This is a genomic window from Actinosynnema sp. NPDC023587 (assembly GCF_040640215.1).
In the GTDB taxonomy this organism is placed as follows: Bacteria; Actinomycetota; Actinomycetes; order Mycobacteriales; family Pseudonocardiaceae; genus Actinosynnema.
Genome location: NZ_JBFABG010000005.1, coordinates 304,847 through 320,602 on the forward strand (window position 1 = coordinate 304,847; position 15,756 = coordinate 320,602).

Below are 15,756 nucleotides of genomic sequence, written 5' to 3' on the forward strand. Positions count from 1 at the left end.
GCCCATAAACGCGCTGGATGCCCAGCCTGAATGACCTTTCCCCGGCCCTGGCGCGCAATGGTGCAGAGGCGACCGGGTACGCGCCCCCGGATCGCCCGCCCGGACCCGCCCTTCCCGGTGTCCGCACGGTTCCCTGTCGCGCGATCGAGAGGCAGACCCATGAGAACCGCTCGCCTGTTGAGCCGCGCCGCCTTCATCGGCCTGGCCCTGGCGCTGGTGTCCGGTGCGGGGCACGACGCCGTCGCCGCACCCGACGACCCGCCGGTGGAGGTCCAGATCATCGGCGGCCACAACGCCACCGAGGTCTACCCGTTCCACGCCCAGATGAGCAACGGTTGCGGTGGCAGCCTGGTCGCACCGCAGTGGATCGTCACCGCCACGCACTGCGGGAGCGCCACCTCGGCCCGGCTCGGCTCGAACAGCCGCAGCTCCGGCGGCGAGGTCCGCCAGGTCGACCGCCGGGTGAACCGCGCGGGCACCGACCTGACGCTGATGCACCTGTCCCAGGCGTCCACCCGGACCCCGGTCCCGATGGCCTCGGCCAACCCCGCCCCGGGCAGCCCGGTGCGGCTGATCGGCTACGGCTGCACGAGCTGGCCGTCGTGCTCGAACCCGTCCACGCTCCAGGAGATCGACCTGACGGTCCTGGCGTCCAGCCGGTGCGCGGCGGGCGGCGGCGCGTCCACCGACGTCTGCGTGTCCGGCGACCGCACGCACTCCGCGTGCCACGGCGACTCCGGCGGCCCGGCCCTGGTCGGCACCCGGGGCAACTGGACCCTGGTCGGCGAGACGCACGGTCCCGGCGACAACAACGGCGAGTGCGCCACGACGACCCTGTACACGGGCATCGCCGCGAACGTCGCGTGGATCAACCAGCAGACCGGCGGCGGCACCACACCGCCCGGCGGGAAGTTCGAGAACACCGACAACCTCGACATCCCGGACAACGGCGGTGCCGTGACCAGCCAGGTCACCGTCTCCGGCCAGGCGGGCAACGCCCCGGCCGCGCTCCAGGTGGCCGTGGACGTCAAGCACCCGTACCGCGGCGACGTGGTCTTGGACCTGGTGGCCCCGGACGGCTCCACCTACCGGTTGAAGAGCTCGTCCGCCGACTCGGCGGACAACATCCTCACCACCTACCCGGTCAACGCCTCGTCCGAGGTGGCCGACGGCGTCTGGAAGCTGAAGCTCCAGGACGTCGGCCCGCAGGACGTCGGTTACCTGGACGCGTGGAGCGTCCAGTTCTGACAGTCGCGTGGAGTGTCCGGTTCTGACGCTACGAGCCCGGCCCGCCGTTCGCGGTGGGCCGGGGCCGTCAGCCCGGGTGGTTCGCGCGGGCGTCGAGCACGGCGGGCATGTGCGCCTCCACGTGCCCGATGAACGCGAGCAGGTGATCCGCCGTCGACTCGCCGAGGTCGGTCAGCGAGTAGTTCACGCATGGCGGCATGGCGGCGAGCACCTCGCGCCGCACGAAGCCGTCGCGTTCGAGGGCCTGGAGGGTCTGGGCGAGCATCTTCTCGCTGACGCCGTCCACGCGGCGGCGCAGGGCGTTGAAGCGGGCCGGGCCCCGGCGCAGGCCGGCCAGGGTCAGCACGCCCCACCTCCCGGTCAAGTGGTCCAATACCCCACGCGACGGGCAGTCCTTGGCGAAGACGTCGAACTTCACCCTGGGAGCTTACCCCTGGTAAGCGCTGCGTAAAAGTTAGTGCTGTGGAAACCACAGTGTAAGCTGGGTGTCGCCCAGCCCCATGCTGTGAGGATCAGTCACATGCGCGTTGAAATCTGGAGCGACCTCGTCTGCCCGTGGTGCTACATCGGCATCACCCGCTTCGAGCGGGCGCTCGCCGACTTCGAGCACGCCGCCGACGTCGAGGTCGTGCACCGCTCGTTCGAGCTGGACCCGTCCCGCGCGGCGGGCGCGACCGAACGGGTCACCGACATGCTCACCGCCAAGTACGGCCCGCGCGGCGCGACCATGGACGGCGAGGTCGCGGAGCTGGCTCGCGGCGAAGGTCTCGGCTACCGCACCGACCGCGAGGTCGGCAGCACCCTCGACGCCCACCGGCTGCTGCACTTCGCCCGGGAGCACGGCGTCCAGCACCACCTGGCCAAGCGGCTGTTCACCGCGCACTTCGCCGAGGGCGCGTCGCTGTTCACCACGGAGGCGCTGGTCACGCTCGCCAAGGAGGCCGGCCTGGACCCGGTCGAGGCGCGCGGCGTGCTGGAGGACCCGCAGGCTTACCTGGACGCGGTGCGGGCCGACCAGGGCGAAGCCTCCCGGCTCGGCGCGACCGGCGTGCCGTTCTTCGTGATCGAGCGCAAGTACGGCGTGTCCGGTGCCCAGCCCGTGGAGACCTTCCGCGAGGCGCTCGCCACCGCGTGGACCGACTCGCGCGCTCAGGACCGCCAGAGCCGGTAAGCCAGGACCACCTCACCCCCGGCGGTCACCGAGTCGACGCGCACGGCGGCGACGTTGTCCTTGTCGGTCACCACGCACAGCTCGACGCCCGCGCGCAGGTCCGGCAGGCGGATCGTGCCGACGCCCTCGCGCTTGGCGCGGCACACCGCGTAGGAAGCCGGCTCGCCCTGCGCCAGCAGGGTGAGCCGGGGCGCGTTGTCGGGCGCGTGCAGGCCGTGGGTCTCGGCGATCAGGTCGGCCAGTTCACCGCACCGCTTGGGTCCCACCTTGGCCTTCGTCGAGCCCCACCCGGGGCACGCGGTGTCGAGGTCGACCTTGTCGCCGTTGTTGGTCAACGGGTTCCACGACGGCGTCAGCCGGTACCCGGTCTTGACCAGGACCGGCTCGGGGTCGGCCGGCACCGCCGCCGGCCACAGGACGTTCGCCGACGCGAGCGCGCCCACGCACAGCACGGCCACCGCGCCGGCGACGTACGTGGCCCACCCGCGCCGGAGCTTCTCCCTCCACAGCACCGACCCGGCCACCAGCAGCACGAAACCGGCGGCGACGCGGACGACCGGCGGCCCGCCGGCGGCGAGCCAGCCCTCGACCTGGGCGAGGTCCGCGACCACGCCGACGACCGTGACCAGGCCGAGCGCGCAGGCCGTCGTGACCACCGCCCAGCCCCTGGTGAACCGGCCGGGTAATCGTTCCTGGTCGCTCATGTTCTCCCTGGGACGACACGGGTTCCACGACGGCACCAGGGTAGCGGCCCGCCGCACCCGCCCCGGCCCCCGCGCGGACCGCCCGCTCCACCAGGTCGCCGGTTCGGTGGCCGGGGCGATCGGCCGGGTTCGCCCGGAACTGGCCGGGGCGAATCCCGTGGTGCGACGATCCGACCGCGCGGACTTCCAGTCGAACGCGGCGCTCTCGCTGGCGAAGCGGGTCGGCGTCCGGCCCGGTGCACTCGCGGCCGAGCTCGTCGACGCGCTGGGCGGTGCGCCGGGCTCGTGGGTGTCCGGACCCGGGTTCGTCAACGTCGTTCTACCCGGTCGGGTGATCTGGGAGCAGGTGGCGGCGCGGTTGGCCGACCCGCGCTCCGGCCTCCCGCGCCCCGAGCGCGGGCGGCGGACGGTGATCGACTACTCCGCGCCGAACATCGCCAAGGAGATGCACGTCGGCCACCTGCGCACGACGGTCATCGGCGACAGCCTGGCCCGCGTGCTGGGCTTCCTCGGCGCGGACGTGGTGCGGCAGAACCACCTGGGCGACTGGGGCACGCAGTTCGGCATGCTGATCCAGTACCTGCGCGAACACCCCGGGGCCGCGTGGCACCACGACGGCGACACCTCCGCGGTGTCCGCGCTGGACGGGCTGTACCGGGCGGCGCGCGCCGAGTTCGACGCCGACCCCGCGTTCGCCGACCGGGCCCGCTCGCGGGTGGTGCAGCTCCAGGCCGGGGACCCGGAGACGGTCGCCGCGTGGCGGGAGGTCGTCGCGGAGTCCGAGAAGGCGTTCCGGGAGCTCTACCGGAAGCTCGGCGTGCTGCTCACGCCGGCGGACTCGGTCGGCGAGTCGTTCTACAACCCGCTGCTGGCGGGCACCGTGGACGACCTGCTCACCGCCGGGGTCGCGGTGCACAGCGACGGCGCGGTGGTGGTCTTCTCCGAGGAGGTGACCGGGCCCGAGGGCACCCCGGTACCGCTGGTGGTGCGCAAGAGCGACGGCGGCTACGGCTACGACACCACCGACCTGGCCACGCTCCGGTACCGCGTGCGCGACCTCGGGGCCCACCGCCTGGTCTACGTCACGGACTCCCGTCAAGCGCTGCACTTCCGCCTGGTGTTCGAGGCAGCCCGCCGCGCGGGCTGACTGACCGGCGACGTCGCCGCCGAGCACGCCGCGTACGGCATGGTCCTCGGTCCGGACGGCCGCCCGTTCAAGACCCGCGCGGGCGGCGCGGTCCGGCTGTCGGACCTGCTGGACGCGGCCGTGCGGCGGGCGCGGGCCGTGGTGGCGGCGAAGAACCCGGACCTCGCGCCGGCCGACCTCGACCGGATCGCCGAGCAGGTGGGCATCGGCGCGGTCAAGTACGCCGACCTGGCCACGTCGCGGGTGCGGGACTACACCTTCGACGTGGACCGGGTGGTGTCGTTCACCGGCGACACCGGGGTCTACCTCCAGTACGCGCACGCCCGGATCAGCTCGATCCTGCGCCGGGCCGGGGAGTCGGCGGTCGACGCCTCGGTGCCGCCGGAGCCGGCCGAACGCGCCCTCGCGCTGGAGCTCGACGGGTACGGCGCGGTCCTGACCGAGGTCGCCGACCACCTCGAACCGCACCGGCTCTGCGGCTACCTCCACGACCTGGCGCGGGCGTTCACCGCGTTCTACGAGGCGTGCCCGGTGCTCAGGACCGACGAGCCGGTGCGCGGCAACCGGGTGGCGCTGTGCCGGCTGACCGCCCGCACGCTCGGCCACGGCCTGGGGCTGCTCGGCATCACCGCGCCCGAACGGCTGTAGCCGGACGCCGTCGCCCCGGTCGGACCGGGGCGACGGCGGCGGGTCACAGCGAGCGCTGGAGGTGATCGGCCAGCAGCTTGGCGAAGCGGGCCGGGTCGGGCAGGTCGCCGCCCTCGGCCAGCACGGCGGTGCCGAACAGCAGTTCGGCGGTGCCGACCAGCGCGGAGTGGTCCTCCGACCCGTCGAACGCCGCCCGCAGGCCGGTCACCAGCGGGTGGTTCGGGTTGAGCTCCAGGATGCGCTTGACGTGCGGCACCTCCTGCCCCATCGCCCGGTACATCTTCTCCAGGGTCGGGGTCAGGTCGTAGGTGTCGCCCACCACGCACGCGGGCGAGGTGGTCAGCCGCGACGACAGGCGCACCTGCTTGACCTGCTCGTCCAGCGTGGTCGTCAGCCACTCCAGCAGCGCGGCGAAGTCCTTCTCCCGCTGCTCGGCCTCGGCCTTCTCCTCGTCGGTCTCCAGGTCGACCTGGCCCTTGGCGATCGACTGGAACTCCCGGCCGTCGAAGCCCGGCACCGACCCGACCCACATCTCGTCGATCGGGTCGGTCAGGATCAGCACCTCGAAGCCCTTGGCGCGCAACGCCTCCAGGTGCGGCGACTGCTCGATCGCGGTCCGCGAGTCGCCGGTCATGTAGTAGATGTGCCGCTGGTCGTCCTTCATCCGCTCGACGTAGGCCGCGAGCGTGGTCGGCTCCTCGTCGTGGTGGGTGGAGGCGAACGACGAGACCGCCAGGATCGAGTCGCGGTTCTCGGTGTCGGCGATCAGCCCTTCCTTCACCACCGCGCCGAACTCCCGCCAGAACGTCCGGTAGGCGTCGGGCTTGTCCGCCATCATCGTCTTGACCGTGCCCAGCACCTTCTTCACCAGCCGGCGGCGCATGAGCTGGATCTGCCGGTCCTGCTGGAGGATCTCCCGCGAGACGTTGAGCGACAGGTCCTGGGCGTCCACCACGCCCTTGACGAACCGCAGGTACTCCGGCATCAGCTCTTCGCAGTCCTCCATGATGAAGACGCGCTTGACGTAGAGCTGGACCCCGCGCTTGCGCTCGCGCATGAACAGGTCGAGCGGGGCCTGGGCGGGCAGGAACAGCAGCGCCTGGTACTCGAAGGTGCCCTCGGCCCGCATCCGGATGGTCTCCAGCGGCGCGTTCCAGTCGTGGCTGACGTGCCGGTAGAACTCGGCGTACTCCTCCTCGGTGACCTCGGAGGCCGGCCGCGCCCACAGCGCCTTGCGCGAGTTGACGGTGGTGGGCTCGCCGCCCTCCTCCTCCGGCGCGAGGCGGATCGGCCAGGTGATGAAGTCCGCGTACCGCTTGACGATCTCGGTGATCTTCGCGGTGGAGGTGTAGTCGGCGAGCTGGTCCTCGTCGTCGGCGGGCTTGAGGTGCAGGGTCACCGCCGTGCCCTGCGGCGCGTCCGCGACGTCCTCGATCGTGTAGGTGCCCTCGCCGGTGGACTCCCAGCGCACGCCCTCGGCCGAGCGCGGGTGCCTGGTCACCAGGGTCACCCTGTCGGCCACCATGAACGTCGAGTAGAACCCGATGCCGAACTGGCCGATCAGGTCCTGCGAGGCGGCGGCGTCCTTGGCCTCCTTCAGCTTGTCCAGGAACTCGGCCGTGCCGGACTTCGCGATCGTGCCGATCAGGCCCACGACGTCCTCGCGGGTCATGCCGATCCCGTTGTCGCGCACGGTGAGCGTGCGCTCCTCGCGATCGACCTCGATCGCCACGTGGAGGTCCGAGGTGTCCGCGACCAGGTCCTTGTCCCGGAACGTCTCCAACCTGAGCTTGTCCAACGCGTCCGAGGCGTTCGACACCAACTCGCGCAGGAACGTGTCCTTGTTCGAGTAGATCGAGTGGATCATCAGCCGCAATAGCTGACGCGCCTCTGACTGGAACTCCAGGGTTTCCACGTTCTTCCTTTCCGTCCGACCACCGTCAACCCGCGATGGTAACGACCACCGGCCGCGCGGTGTCGCGGGAATCGGGTCGATCGACCGTGTCGCACGTCTCCGAGGCGCGCCCGGCGGTCCACCGGGCCGGTTTTCCGAGGTCGGGCGGGGTCCGCTCAGACGAGCGGCAGGCGGTGCAGCAGGTCGGCGGTCGGCGGTCCGACCAGGCTGTGCAGCGGGACGGCGTCGAGCTCGGCCAGGAACGCGTCGTGCGCCCGGCGCAGCGCGCTGCGCAGCCGGCACGCCCCCCGCAGCGGGCACGGCGGGTGGTCACAGGCCACCACCTCGCCGTCGCCCTCGAAATCGCGGACGACCTGGCCCACCGACCAGGTGAGCGCCTCGGGCGCGATCCGCAGCCCGCCGGACCGCCCGCGCACGGTCACCAGCAGGCCGAGCCGGGCCAGCCGCTGCACGACCTTGGCCAGGTGGTTGCGGGGCACCGCCAGCACCTCCGCCAGACCGTCCACAGTGGACAGACCGCTCCGGGTGGCGGTGAGCATCAGCACCCGGAGCGCGATGTCGGTCCCCCTGGTCAGCCGCATACCCGAGGCTACCAAGCGGACTAGCCAGTACCGGTTCAGCCACGTCCAAAGGTCCCTACTTCCAGGTGTTCATGACCACCGGGACTTTAAACAGGTATTGCTGATACCTTTTTTATGTCGAGATCGACAAGACCCGGAGGGCCACATGCTCGCCCCAGACTCGGTGCGGATCATCCGCGCCACCGCCGACACCGTCGTCCGGCACGGCGCGGAGATCACCGGCCGGTTCTACGAACGCCTGCTCACCGCGCACCCGGAGCTGCTCGACCTGTTCAACCGGGGCAACCAGGCCACCGGCGCGCAACGCGAGGCGCTGGCCGCCTCGGTCGCCGCCGTGGCCGGGCACTTCGCGGGCCTCCAGCCCGTGCCGCTGACCGCGGTGATCGGCCGGATCGCGCACAAGCACGCCTCCCTGGGCATCGCGCCCGCCCAGTACCTGGTGGTCGGCCGCCACCTCATGGCCGCCATCGGCGAGGTGCTCGGCGACGCCGCCACGCCCGAGGTCGTCGCCGCCTGGGACGAGGTCTACTGGCTGTTCGCGTGCCTGCTGGTCGCCGAGGAGGCCCGCCTCTACCAGGGCGCGGGCAGCGACTTCGGGCACCCGTTCCGCGCCCACGCGGTGACCGGCGTCCACCGCGAGACCGAGGACGTGCTGAGCCTGCGGCTGCGCCCGGTCGACGGCGCGGTCCCCGATCACCGGCCGGGGCAGTACGTCAGCGTCGCGGTCGACCTGCCCGGCGGGGGCAGGCAGACCCGCCAGTACACGATCAGCAGCGCGCCGGGCGAGGACGACCTCCGCATCACCGTGAAACGGCACCGCGCCGGGTACGGCCGACCCGCCGGCGAGGTCTCCACCCTTGTGCACCAGATCACGCCCGGTGCGCGGCTCGACGTCAGCCCGCCGTTCGGCGACGCGGTGCTCCCCGACGGCGACCGCCCGCTGCTGCTGGCCGGCGCGGGCGTCGGCACCACGCCGGTCGTCGCCGCGGTGCGCGACCTGGCCCGGCGGCGGGACGACCGCCCGGTGACCGTCGTCCACGCCGACCGCACCCCGGCCGCCCACGCGCTGCGCGCGGACCTGTTCGCCGCCGTCGAAGCGCTGCCCGCCGCGTCGCTGCTGCTCTGGTACGAGAACGGCCGGCTCGCGGATCTCCCGGCGCGCACCTCGGTCGCGGCCGGGCTGGTCGACCCGGAGCTGCTCACCGTCGAACCCGGCACCCAGGCCCTGCTGTGCGGCCCGCTGCCGTTCATGCGGACGGTCCGGCAGGCCCTGCTGGGACGCGGCGTGCCGGCGGCCGACATCCGCTACGAGGTGTTCGGCCCGGACGCCTGGCTGGGCCGCGCGACCCCCGTGGCCGGCAACGCCTGAAGCGCTGTCGCGCGCGGGAACGCCACCCGGTCCCCCTCGGTCAGCCGGCCGGGTCCGCGTGCCGCGTCCACTCGCGGTGGAAGCCTTCGACGTGCCGGGTGACCCGCTTGGCCGCCGTGTCCCCGTCCCCGGCCCGGATGGCGCGCAGCACGCCCCGGTGTTCACGGCGCAGCCGCACGGCGGTGCGGTCCCAGTCCGGCAGCGCGGCGACGGCATCGAGCACGGTGGTGTGGAGGGCGTCGCGCAGGGCGGTCATCACCGCCGTGTTGACCGCGTTGCCCGCCGCCGCGGTGAGCGCCACGTAGAAGTCCGCGTCGAGCTGGTGGAACGCGGCGGCGTCCAGACCGGGGTCGTCCATCCGGTCCAGCAGCGCGGCGGCGCGGTCCAGCGCGGCCGAGCCCGGGACGCGGGCCGCCGCGCGGGCCGAGTGGCCGCGTCCGGACCCGAGCCGACCCCGCTGCGCACCACGCCCGGGGCCTGGAGCACGCGAATCCCCTCGCGCACGGTGGGTTGGCTGATACCGAGCTCGCCGGCGAGCCGCCGCTCGGCCGGGAGCTGCCCGCCCACGGCCGGCCGTCCCGACACCAACTCGTCCTCGACGTGCCGCAGCACGGTCGCGTAGCCGTCCACCCGACGCCTCCTCGCCGTGGTCGGACCACAGCGCTGGTGTGGTCCGACCACGGAACCTAGGGTGGACGCGGTGAGAGTCGCGCTCTTCGTCACCTGCCTCGTGGACGGGCTCTACCCCGACGTCGGCAAGGCCACCGTCGCGCTGCTGGAGCGCCTGGGCCACGAGGTCGTCGTCCCGCGCGGGCAGACGTGCTGCGGGCAGATGCACGTCAACACCGGCTACGCCGGGCAGGCCGTGCCGATCGTGCGCAACCACGTCGAGGCGTTCGCGGACGCGGAGGTCGTGGTCACCCCCTCCGGCTCGTGCGCGGGGTCCGTCCGCCACCAGCACGCCGACGTCGCCCGCGCGCACGGCGACGCGGCACTCGGCGACCGGGCCGACCGGGTCGCGAGGCGGACCTACGAGCTGTCCGAGTTCCTCGTCGACGTGCTGGGCGTGACCGACGTCGGCGCGTACTTCCCGCACCGCGTCACCTACCACCCCACCTGCCACTCGCTGCGCGTCCTCGACGTCGGCGACCGGCCGCTGCGGCTGCTGCGCGCGGTGCGCGGCATCGACCTGGTCGAGCTGCCGGCCGCCGAGACGTGTTGCGGGTTCGGCGGCACGTTCGCGCTCAAGAACGCCGACACCTCCACCGCGATGCTCGCGGACAAGATGCGCGCCGTGCTCGACACCGGGGCCCGGGTGCTGACGGCGGGCGACTCCTCGTGCCTGATGCACATCGGCGGCGGGCTGAGCCGGCTGCGCGCCGGGGTCCGGCCGCTGCACCTGGCCCAGGTGCTGGCGAGCACCGCCGACCGGCCCGTCGAGGTGGCGCGATGACGTTCCTGGGCATGCCCGCGCTCAGCGGCGCGCCGTTCCCCGTCGCCGCGCGCGCGGGCCTCCACAACGCGCAGATGCGGCGCAACCTGACCAAGGCCACCGGCACGATCCGCGCCAAGCGCGCGTCCGCGGTCGCGGAGCTGCCCGACTGGGCCGAGCTGCGCGCCGCCGGGGCGGCGATCAAGGACGCCGTGCTGGCCGACCTCGGCACGCACCTGCTCCGGCTGGAGGCCGCCCTCGTCGAGCGCGGCACGACCGTGCACTGGGCGCGGGACGCCGCCGAGGCGAGCCGGGTCGTCACCGACCTGGTCCGGGCGACCGGCAGCACCGAGGTGATCAAGGTCAAGTCCATGGCCACGGCGGAGATCGGGCTCAACGAGACCCTCGCCGAATCCGGCATCCGGGCCGTCGAGACCGACCTGGCCGAGCTGATCGTGCAGTTGGGCCACGACCGGCCCAGCCACATCCTCGTGCCGGCGATCCACAAGGGCCGCGCGGAGATCCGCGACCTGTTCCGGCGCGAGATGCCGGGCGTGGACCCGGACCTGACCGACGACCCGCGCGCGCTGGCCGAGGCCGCGCGGAAGTACCTGCGGCACAAGTTCACCACCGTGGACGTGGCGGTGTCCGGCGCGAACTTCGCGGTGGCCGACACCGGCGCGCTGGTCGTGGTCGAGTCCGAGGGCAACGGCCGGATGTGCCTGACCCTGCCGCGCACCCTGATCAGCGTGGTCGGGATCGAGAAGCTGGTGCCCACCTGGCGCGACCTGGAGGTGTTCCTCCAGCTCCTCCCCCGGTCGTCGACGGGCGAGCGGATGAACCCGTACACGTCGGTGTGGACCGGGCCGACCGAGGGGCAGGCGAGCCACGTCGTGCTGGTGGACAACGGGCGCGCGGCCACCCTGTCCGACCCGGGCGGACGTGCCGCCCTGCGGTGCATCCGGTGCTCGGCGTGCCTCAACTCGTGCCCGGTCTACGAGCGGACGGGCGGCCACGCGTACGGGTCGGTCTACCCCGGCCCGATCGGCGCGGTGCTGTCGCCCCAGTTGACCGGTGTGGAGCACAACCGGACGCTGCCGTTCGCGTCGACGCTGTGCGGTGTCTGCTACGACGTGTGCCCGGTCGCGATCGACATCCCGTCGATGCTGGTGCACCTGAGGGAGAAGGTCACCGAGTCGCGGGGCGTGACCGCCGAGTCGGCCGCGATGCGGGCCGTGGCGTGGGCGATGTCGGACGCCCGGCGGTGGCGGCGGGTGCTGCGCGCGGGCCGGCTCGGCCGCGCCCTGGGCCGCCGCCGCGACCGGATCGGCCACCTCCCGCCGCCCCTCGCGGCGTGGACGGACGCGCGCGACCTGCCCCGGCCGCCGCAGCAGACCTTCGGCGACTGGTGGGAATCCCGATGAGCGACGCTCCCGACCCGCGCCGCATCTCCGACGACCGGCGGGCACTCCGATGAGCGACGCCCGCGCCGAGGTCCTGGCCCGCGTCTCGCGGGCGCTCGCGGACCGGCCGGTCGTGCCCGTCGTGCCGCGCGACTACCGGCAGGCCCGGGGGCCGGGCGACGTGGACCTGTTCGCCGAACGGGTGCGCGACTACCGCGCCGAGGTCCGCGCGGTGCCGGCCGCCGAGGTCGCGGCGACCGTGGCCGACGCCCTGCGCACGCGCGGGGCCTCCGCCGTGGTGACCCCGCCGGGGGTGCCGGACGGGTGGGTGCCGGCGGGTCTCCGGACGTCCGCGCCGGGGTCGGCGGACGCCGTGGTCACCGGCTGCCACGTCGCGGTGGCCGCCACGGGCACGATCGTGCTCGACCACGACGCACCCGACCAGGGCGCTCGCGCGCTCACCCTGCTGCCCGACTACCACCTGGTGGTCGTGCCCCGGGACCGCGTCGTGGCCGACGTGCCGGACGCCGTCGCCGCGCTGGCCGGTGTGCGCACCCAGACGTGGATCAGCGGGCCGTCTGCCACCAGCGACATCGAACTGGAACGGGTCGAGGGCGTGCACGGCCCGCGCACGCTCGTCGTGGTCGTCGCGCTCTGACCCGCCGCCGCACCCGCCCTGTCCGACTGGATCCCATCGGACAGGGCGGGTGCCCACGACTTGCCTGGTGGACTTCACCCGGCATTCGGCACGGATATCAGGGTGCGACCCGGTCGAAGCGCAACGAGGTGTACCCGGAACTGTCGGAGTAGATCTGCGCGATGCTCGCCGATCCCACCGCGTCGACCCGCCGGGCTTGCAGCCTGATGGTGGTCGGCCCGTTCACCGCGACCACTTCGCTGATCGGCGCGGTCTGGTTGCCGCCGGCCCCGGCATTGCCCACGTTGTGGTCGATGACCTGGTTGACCAGCCGTTCGCTCTCCGGCACGGCCGTGTTGGTGGTGGCGTTCCACAGCCGGGCGGTGATGTAGGAGTTCACGGCGGGGGTGCCGCTGAGCCGGCCGCGCACGTCCGCGTCGAGCTCGTAGGTGCCGGAGAACGGGAGGTCGACGGTCAGCGGGGTGTCCGTCCAGACCCCGGGCGGCAGGTCGACCTGCGAGTGGAGGTGGGACACCGCCTGGTCGGCCAGGGCGGCGGGCTGGGCCGTGCTGACGCCGCCCTGGGTGACCACCACGGCGGCGGCGAGGGCCGCGACCGCGGTGCCGAGGACGGCGAAGGACGTGCGGAATCGTTTCATCGTGTTCATTCCTCTGGGAGTCGCGCCGGGAAAAAGGGGTGGGTCGGACGCCCGGGAAAGGCGAATTCCCCCGGACGACCACTCTGCTTTCCCGCGAGACGGTGCCGTGTGCCGAACCGGAATGAGCGGAACACTCGGGCGGTTACCCGTCGACACCATCCGCCGGATGAATCCCACGGTAGGACCGAATGGTCGTGGCGGCGATAGGCCAAGAGGATGAAGATGGCGAAGCGCAGGTTTGCGGGCCGAACCGCGCATAGTGCGGTTTTCATTCGGTGCGGTCCGCCCACCGCAATTCACGTAGTGCACGACGAGCTGGAATCACCGCTTTCCCGACCCCTGGGCCGACCGGTGTGGTCGCCCGGGGTCGGGGTGGGCCCGGGAGTCTGGGTGGGTCAGGGGGTCTGGGTGGGTCTGGGGGTCTGGGTGGGTCAGGGGCGGGCGGCTACCACGTCCACCCGACACCCCCGCCCGTCGTGCGGAGCCGCGCGAAGCGGGTCACCGTAGGACTGTGCCCCTGGCCACCGTCGCTCGCACCCGTTTAGCCCACGTCTTATAGTCCACGCGGATTATTCGAAGTGGGTGAAAGGCAGGCGGATGTCGACGGCCAAGTTGACGCCACTGGGGATCGCGGTGCTGGAGCTGCTGCACGAGCGGCCGATGCACCCGTACGAGATGGCGCAGCTCATGCGCGAGCGGTTCGTCGACGTCCGGGTCAAGGTCCGGGCCGGGTCGCTCTACCACACCGTCGAACGGCTCCAGCGCGACGGCCACATCGAGGTGGTCGACACCCGGCGGGACGGCCGGCGGCCGGAGCGCACGGTGTACGGGATGACCCCCGCCGGGCGGGACGCGTTCGAGCAGCGCGGCCGGGAGCTGCTCGGCGACGTCGTGCCCGAGTACCCGGCCTACCTCAGCGGGCTGGCCGTCGTGGACGAGCTCGGCCGGGACATCGCGCTGCTCGAACTGGAGCACCGGGTGCTGAAGCTGCGCGCGGCGACCGCCGCCGACCAGACCGTCCTGTCCGGACTCCGGCAGGACGGCACGCCCGAGGTGTACTGGCTGGACTGGCGCTACGCCACCGCGCGGCGCGCGTTCGAACTCGCGTGGACCGAGCGGCTGATCGACGACCTGCGCACCGGCCGCGTCCCGTTCCAGGAGCACCAGCCCACGCTCAGCCTCGTCGTCAAGGAAAACCATGAACGCAAGACAAACTGACCCGTGGGCCTCGCTCGGAGCGCTCTGCCTGGGTTTCTTCATGATCCTGCTGGACACCACGATCGTGACCATCGCGATCCCCGACATGCTGCGGGAGCTGGACGCCGGGCTGAACTCGGTGGTGTGGGTGATCAGCGTCTACCTGCTGACCTACGCCGTGCCGATGCTGTTCACCAGCCGGCTGGGTGACCGGTTCGGCCCCAAACGGGTGTACCTGGCCGGCCTGGTCGTGTTCACCGCGTCCTCGCTGTGGTGCGGCCTGTCCGGCGACGTCGAAATGCTCATCGCCGCCCGCGCCGTGCAGGGCCTCGGCGCGGCCCTGATGACGCCGCAGACGCTGGCGTTCATCACCCACCTGTTCCCGCCCGCCAGGCGCGGCACGGCGATGGGCATGTGGGGCGGCGTCGCGGGGCTGGCCACGATCACCGGCCCGCTGCTCGGCGGCGTGCTGGTGGACCACCTGGGCTGGGAGTGGATCTTCTTCGTCAACGTGCCGATCGGCGTGCTGGCGATCGTGCTGACCGCGTTGCTGGTGCCCGACTGGCAGCCGCGCAACTCGCACGCGTTCGACGTGCCCGGCATCCTGCTGTCGGCGGCGGGCCTGTTCTGCGTGGTGTTCGGCGTGCAGAACGGGGAGCACTACGACTGGGGCGCGGTCGCCGGCGGCATCACCGTCTTCGAGATCATCGGCGCGGGCGTGGTGCTGCTGGTCGCCTTCGTGCTGTGGCAGCGCTTCAACCGGCGCGAACCGCTCATGCCGCTGGCGGTGTTCGGCAACCGGAACTTCTCCGCGGGCACGCTCACCGCCGCCACCGTCGGCTTCACGATGACCGGCATGTTCCTGCCGCTGATCATCTACATCCAGACCGTGCTGGGGCTCAGCCCCACCATGGCGGGCCTGCTGACCGCGCCGATGTCGCTGCTGTCCGGCGTAATCGCGCCGTTCGTCGGGCGCGCGTCGGACCGGGTCAACGGCCGGTACCTGGTGATGGGCGGCCTGGCGATGCTCGCGGTGGGCATGGGGATCATCGCGTTGCAGGCCCGCCCGGACAGCAACCCGTGGACGTTCATCCCGGCGCTGCTGGTGTGCGGTCTCGGGATCGGCTGCATCTTCTCGCCGATGAGCAACCTGACGATGAACGGCGTGCAGCCGAAGCTCGCGGGCACCGCGTCCGGCATCTTCAACACCTCCCGCCAGGTCGGCGGCGTGCTGGGCAGCGCGGCGATCGGCGTGCTGCTCCAGGCCCGGATCAGCACGTCGGTCACCGAGGAGGCGACCGCGGCGGCGGCGCAGCTTCCCGAGCAGTACCGGGTCCCGTTCGTCGAGGGCATCGCCCGGGGCGCGGCGGGCGCGGGCGAGTTCGGCTCCGGCGGCGGACCGGTCGCGATCCCCGGTCTCCCGCCGGACCTGGCGGCGCAGGCCGGGCGGCTCGCGTCGGGTGCCGTGCAGGCGGGGCTGACCGACGCGGCGCGCGTCACGCTGGTCCTGCCGATCGTGGTGCTGCTGCTGGGCATCCTGTCGGCGGCGATGCTGCGCCGGGTGACGCCCCGACCGGAGCCCGCCGACCGGACGTGAGGTGCGGGGTCCCGCCGGTGCGGCGGGACCCCGACTTGCCGGCACCCCG

General features: G+C 72.7%; 15 protein-coding genes and 1 pseudogene. 9 read left to right on the forward strand and 7 right to left on the reverse strand.

Annotated elements, in window-relative coordinates:
- Nucleotides 1-159: 159 nt before the first annotated feature.
- On the forward strand, nt 160-1,248 hold the full coding sequence (locus AB0G01_RS17055) for a trypsin-like serine protease (protein WP_360946142.1): 1,089 nt from the start codon (nt 160-162) through the stop codon (nt 1,246-1,248).
- A gap of 67 nt (nt 1,249-1,315) precedes the next feature.
- Here AB0G01_RS17055 and AB0G01_RS17060 read toward each other — a convergent pair whose 3' ends face one another.
- On the reverse strand, nt 1,316-1,666 hold the full coding sequence (locus tag AB0G01_RS17060) for a helix-turn-helix domain-containing protein (protein WP_360946144.1): 351 nt from the start codon (nt 1,664-1,666) through the stop codon (nt 1,316-1,318).
- Between the two features lie 102 nt (nt 1,667-1,768).
- Between AB0G01_RS17060 and AB0G01_RS17065 the strand changes: the two genes are divergently transcribed.
- Nucleotides 1,769-2,419, forward strand: a complete 651-nt coding sequence (locus AB0G01_RS17065; protein ID WP_360946147.1) for a DsbA family oxidoreductase — start codon at nt 1,769-1,771, stop codon at nt 2,417-2,419.
- Here AB0G01_RS17065 and AB0G01_RS17070 read toward each other — a convergent pair.
- Nucleotides 2,398-3,123: a hypothetical protein gene (locus tag AB0G01_RS17070; RefSeq protein WP_360946150.1), complete on the reverse strand. Its 726-nt coding sequence runs from the start codon at nt 3,121-3,123 to the stop codon at nt 2,398-2,400. The genes AB0G01_RS17065 and AB0G01_RS17070 overlap by 22 nt on opposite strands.
- Here AB0G01_RS17070 and argS point away from each other — a divergent pair.
- Nucleotides 3,122-4,918 (forward strand): annotated as a pseudogene (gene argS / locus AB0G01_RS17075) (arginine--tRNA ligase). The gene AB0G01_RS17070 and the pseudogene argS overlap by 2 nt on opposite strands.
- A gap of 43 nt (nt 4,919-4,961) precedes the next feature.
- Here the strand turns inward: argS and htpG are convergent.
- Both htpG and AB0G01_RS17085 read right to left on the reverse strand, forming a co-directional pair.
- A complete protein-coding gene (gene htpG, locus AB0G01_RS17080) occupies nt 4,962-6,833 on the reverse strand; it encodes a molecular chaperone HtpG (protein WP_360946153.1) in 1,872 nt (623 codons plus the stop codon).
- Between the two features lie 155 nt (nt 6,834-6,988).
- Complete coding sequence (locus AB0G01_RS17085; protein WP_360946156.1) at nt 6,989-7,414, reverse strand: Rrf2 family transcriptional regulator; 426 nt, start codon at nt 7,412-7,414, stop codon at nt 6,989-6,991.
- Between the two features lie 145 nt (nt 7,415-7,559).
- Here AB0G01_RS17085 and AB0G01_RS17090 point away from each other — a divergent pair, with 145 nt between their 5' ends.
- The gene (locus tag AB0G01_RS17090; protein ID WP_360946159.1) at nt 7,560-8,783 is read left to right on the forward strand and encodes a globin domain-containing protein; all 1,224 of its coding nucleotides are present in this window, start codon (nt 7,560-7,562) and stop codon (nt 8,781-8,783) included.
- A 40-nt stretch (nt 8,784-8,823) separates the two neighbouring features.
- Here AB0G01_RS17090 and AB0G01_RS17095 read toward each other — a convergent pair whose 3' ends face one another.
- Both AB0G01_RS17095 and AB0G01_RS17100 read right to left on the reverse strand, forming a co-directional pair.
- Nucleotides 8,824-9,153 (reverse strand): FCD domain-containing protein, encoded by a 330-nt coding sequence (locus AB0G01_RS17095; RefSeq protein ID WP_360946502.1) that lies wholly within the window; start codon nt 9,151-9,153, stop codon nt 8,824-8,826.
- Nucleotides 9,039-9,506: a GntR family transcriptional regulator gene (locus tag AB0G01_RS17100; protein WP_360946505.1), complete on the reverse strand. Its 468-nt coding sequence runs from the start codon at nt 9,504-9,506 to the stop codon at nt 9,039-9,041. The genes AB0G01_RS17095 and AB0G01_RS17100 overlap by 115 nt, the downstream gene beginning before the upstream one ends.
- Between AB0G01_RS17100 and AB0G01_RS17105 the strand changes: the two genes are divergently transcribed.
- From AB0G01_RS17105 to AB0G01_RS17115, 3 genes are read left to right on the forward strand one after another with little or no spacing between them, the layout of a single operon-like run.
- Nucleotides 9,484-10,236: a (Fe-S)-binding protein gene (locus AB0G01_RS17105; RefSeq protein WP_360946162.1), complete on the forward strand. Its 753-nt coding sequence runs from the start codon at nt 9,484-9,486 to the stop codon at nt 10,234-10,236. The two genes, AB0G01_RS17100 and AB0G01_RS17105, sit on opposite strands and share 23 nt — an antisense overlap.
- Nucleotides 10,233-11,639: a lactate utilization protein B gene (locus tag AB0G01_RS17110; protein ID WP_360946165.1), complete on the forward strand. Its 1,407-nt coding sequence runs from the start codon at nt 10,233-10,235 to the stop codon at nt 11,637-11,639. Before AB0G01_RS17105 ends, AB0G01_RS17110 begins: the two co-directional genes overlap by 4 nt.
- Before the next feature lie 49 nt (nt 11,640-11,688).
- The gene (locus tag AB0G01_RS17115; protein ID WP_360946168.1) at nt 11,689-12,276 is read left to right on the forward strand and encodes an LUD domain-containing protein; all 588 of its coding nucleotides are present in this window, start codon (nt 11,689-11,691) and stop codon (nt 12,274-12,276) included.
- 97 nt (nt 12,277-12,373) lie between these two features.
- Here AB0G01_RS17115 and AB0G01_RS17120 read toward each other — a convergent pair whose 3' ends face one another.
- Complete coding sequence (locus AB0G01_RS17120) at nt 12,374-12,913, reverse strand: hypothetical protein (protein WP_360946171.1); 540 nt, start codon at nt 12,911-12,913, stop codon at nt 12,374-12,376.
- A 597-nt stretch (nt 12,914-13,510) separates the two neighbouring features.
- Between AB0G01_RS17120 and AB0G01_RS17125 the strand changes: the two genes are divergently transcribed.
- Nucleotides 13,511-14,131 carry a helix-turn-helix transcriptional regulator gene (locus AB0G01_RS17125; protein WP_360946174.1) on the forward strand — a complete coding sequence of 207 codons (621 nt, stop codon included), beginning with the start codon at nt 13,511-13,513 and terminating at the stop codon, nt 14,129-14,131.
- Nucleotides 14,112-15,707 carry a DHA2 family efflux MFS transporter permease subunit gene (locus AB0G01_RS17130; protein WP_360946177.1) on the forward strand — a complete coding sequence of 532 codons (1,596 nt, stop codon included), beginning with the start codon at nt 14,112-14,114 and terminating at the stop codon, nt 15,705-15,707. The genes AB0G01_RS17125 and AB0G01_RS17130 overlap by 20 nt, the downstream gene beginning before the upstream one ends.
- Nucleotides 15,708-15,756 lie beyond the last annotated feature (49 nt).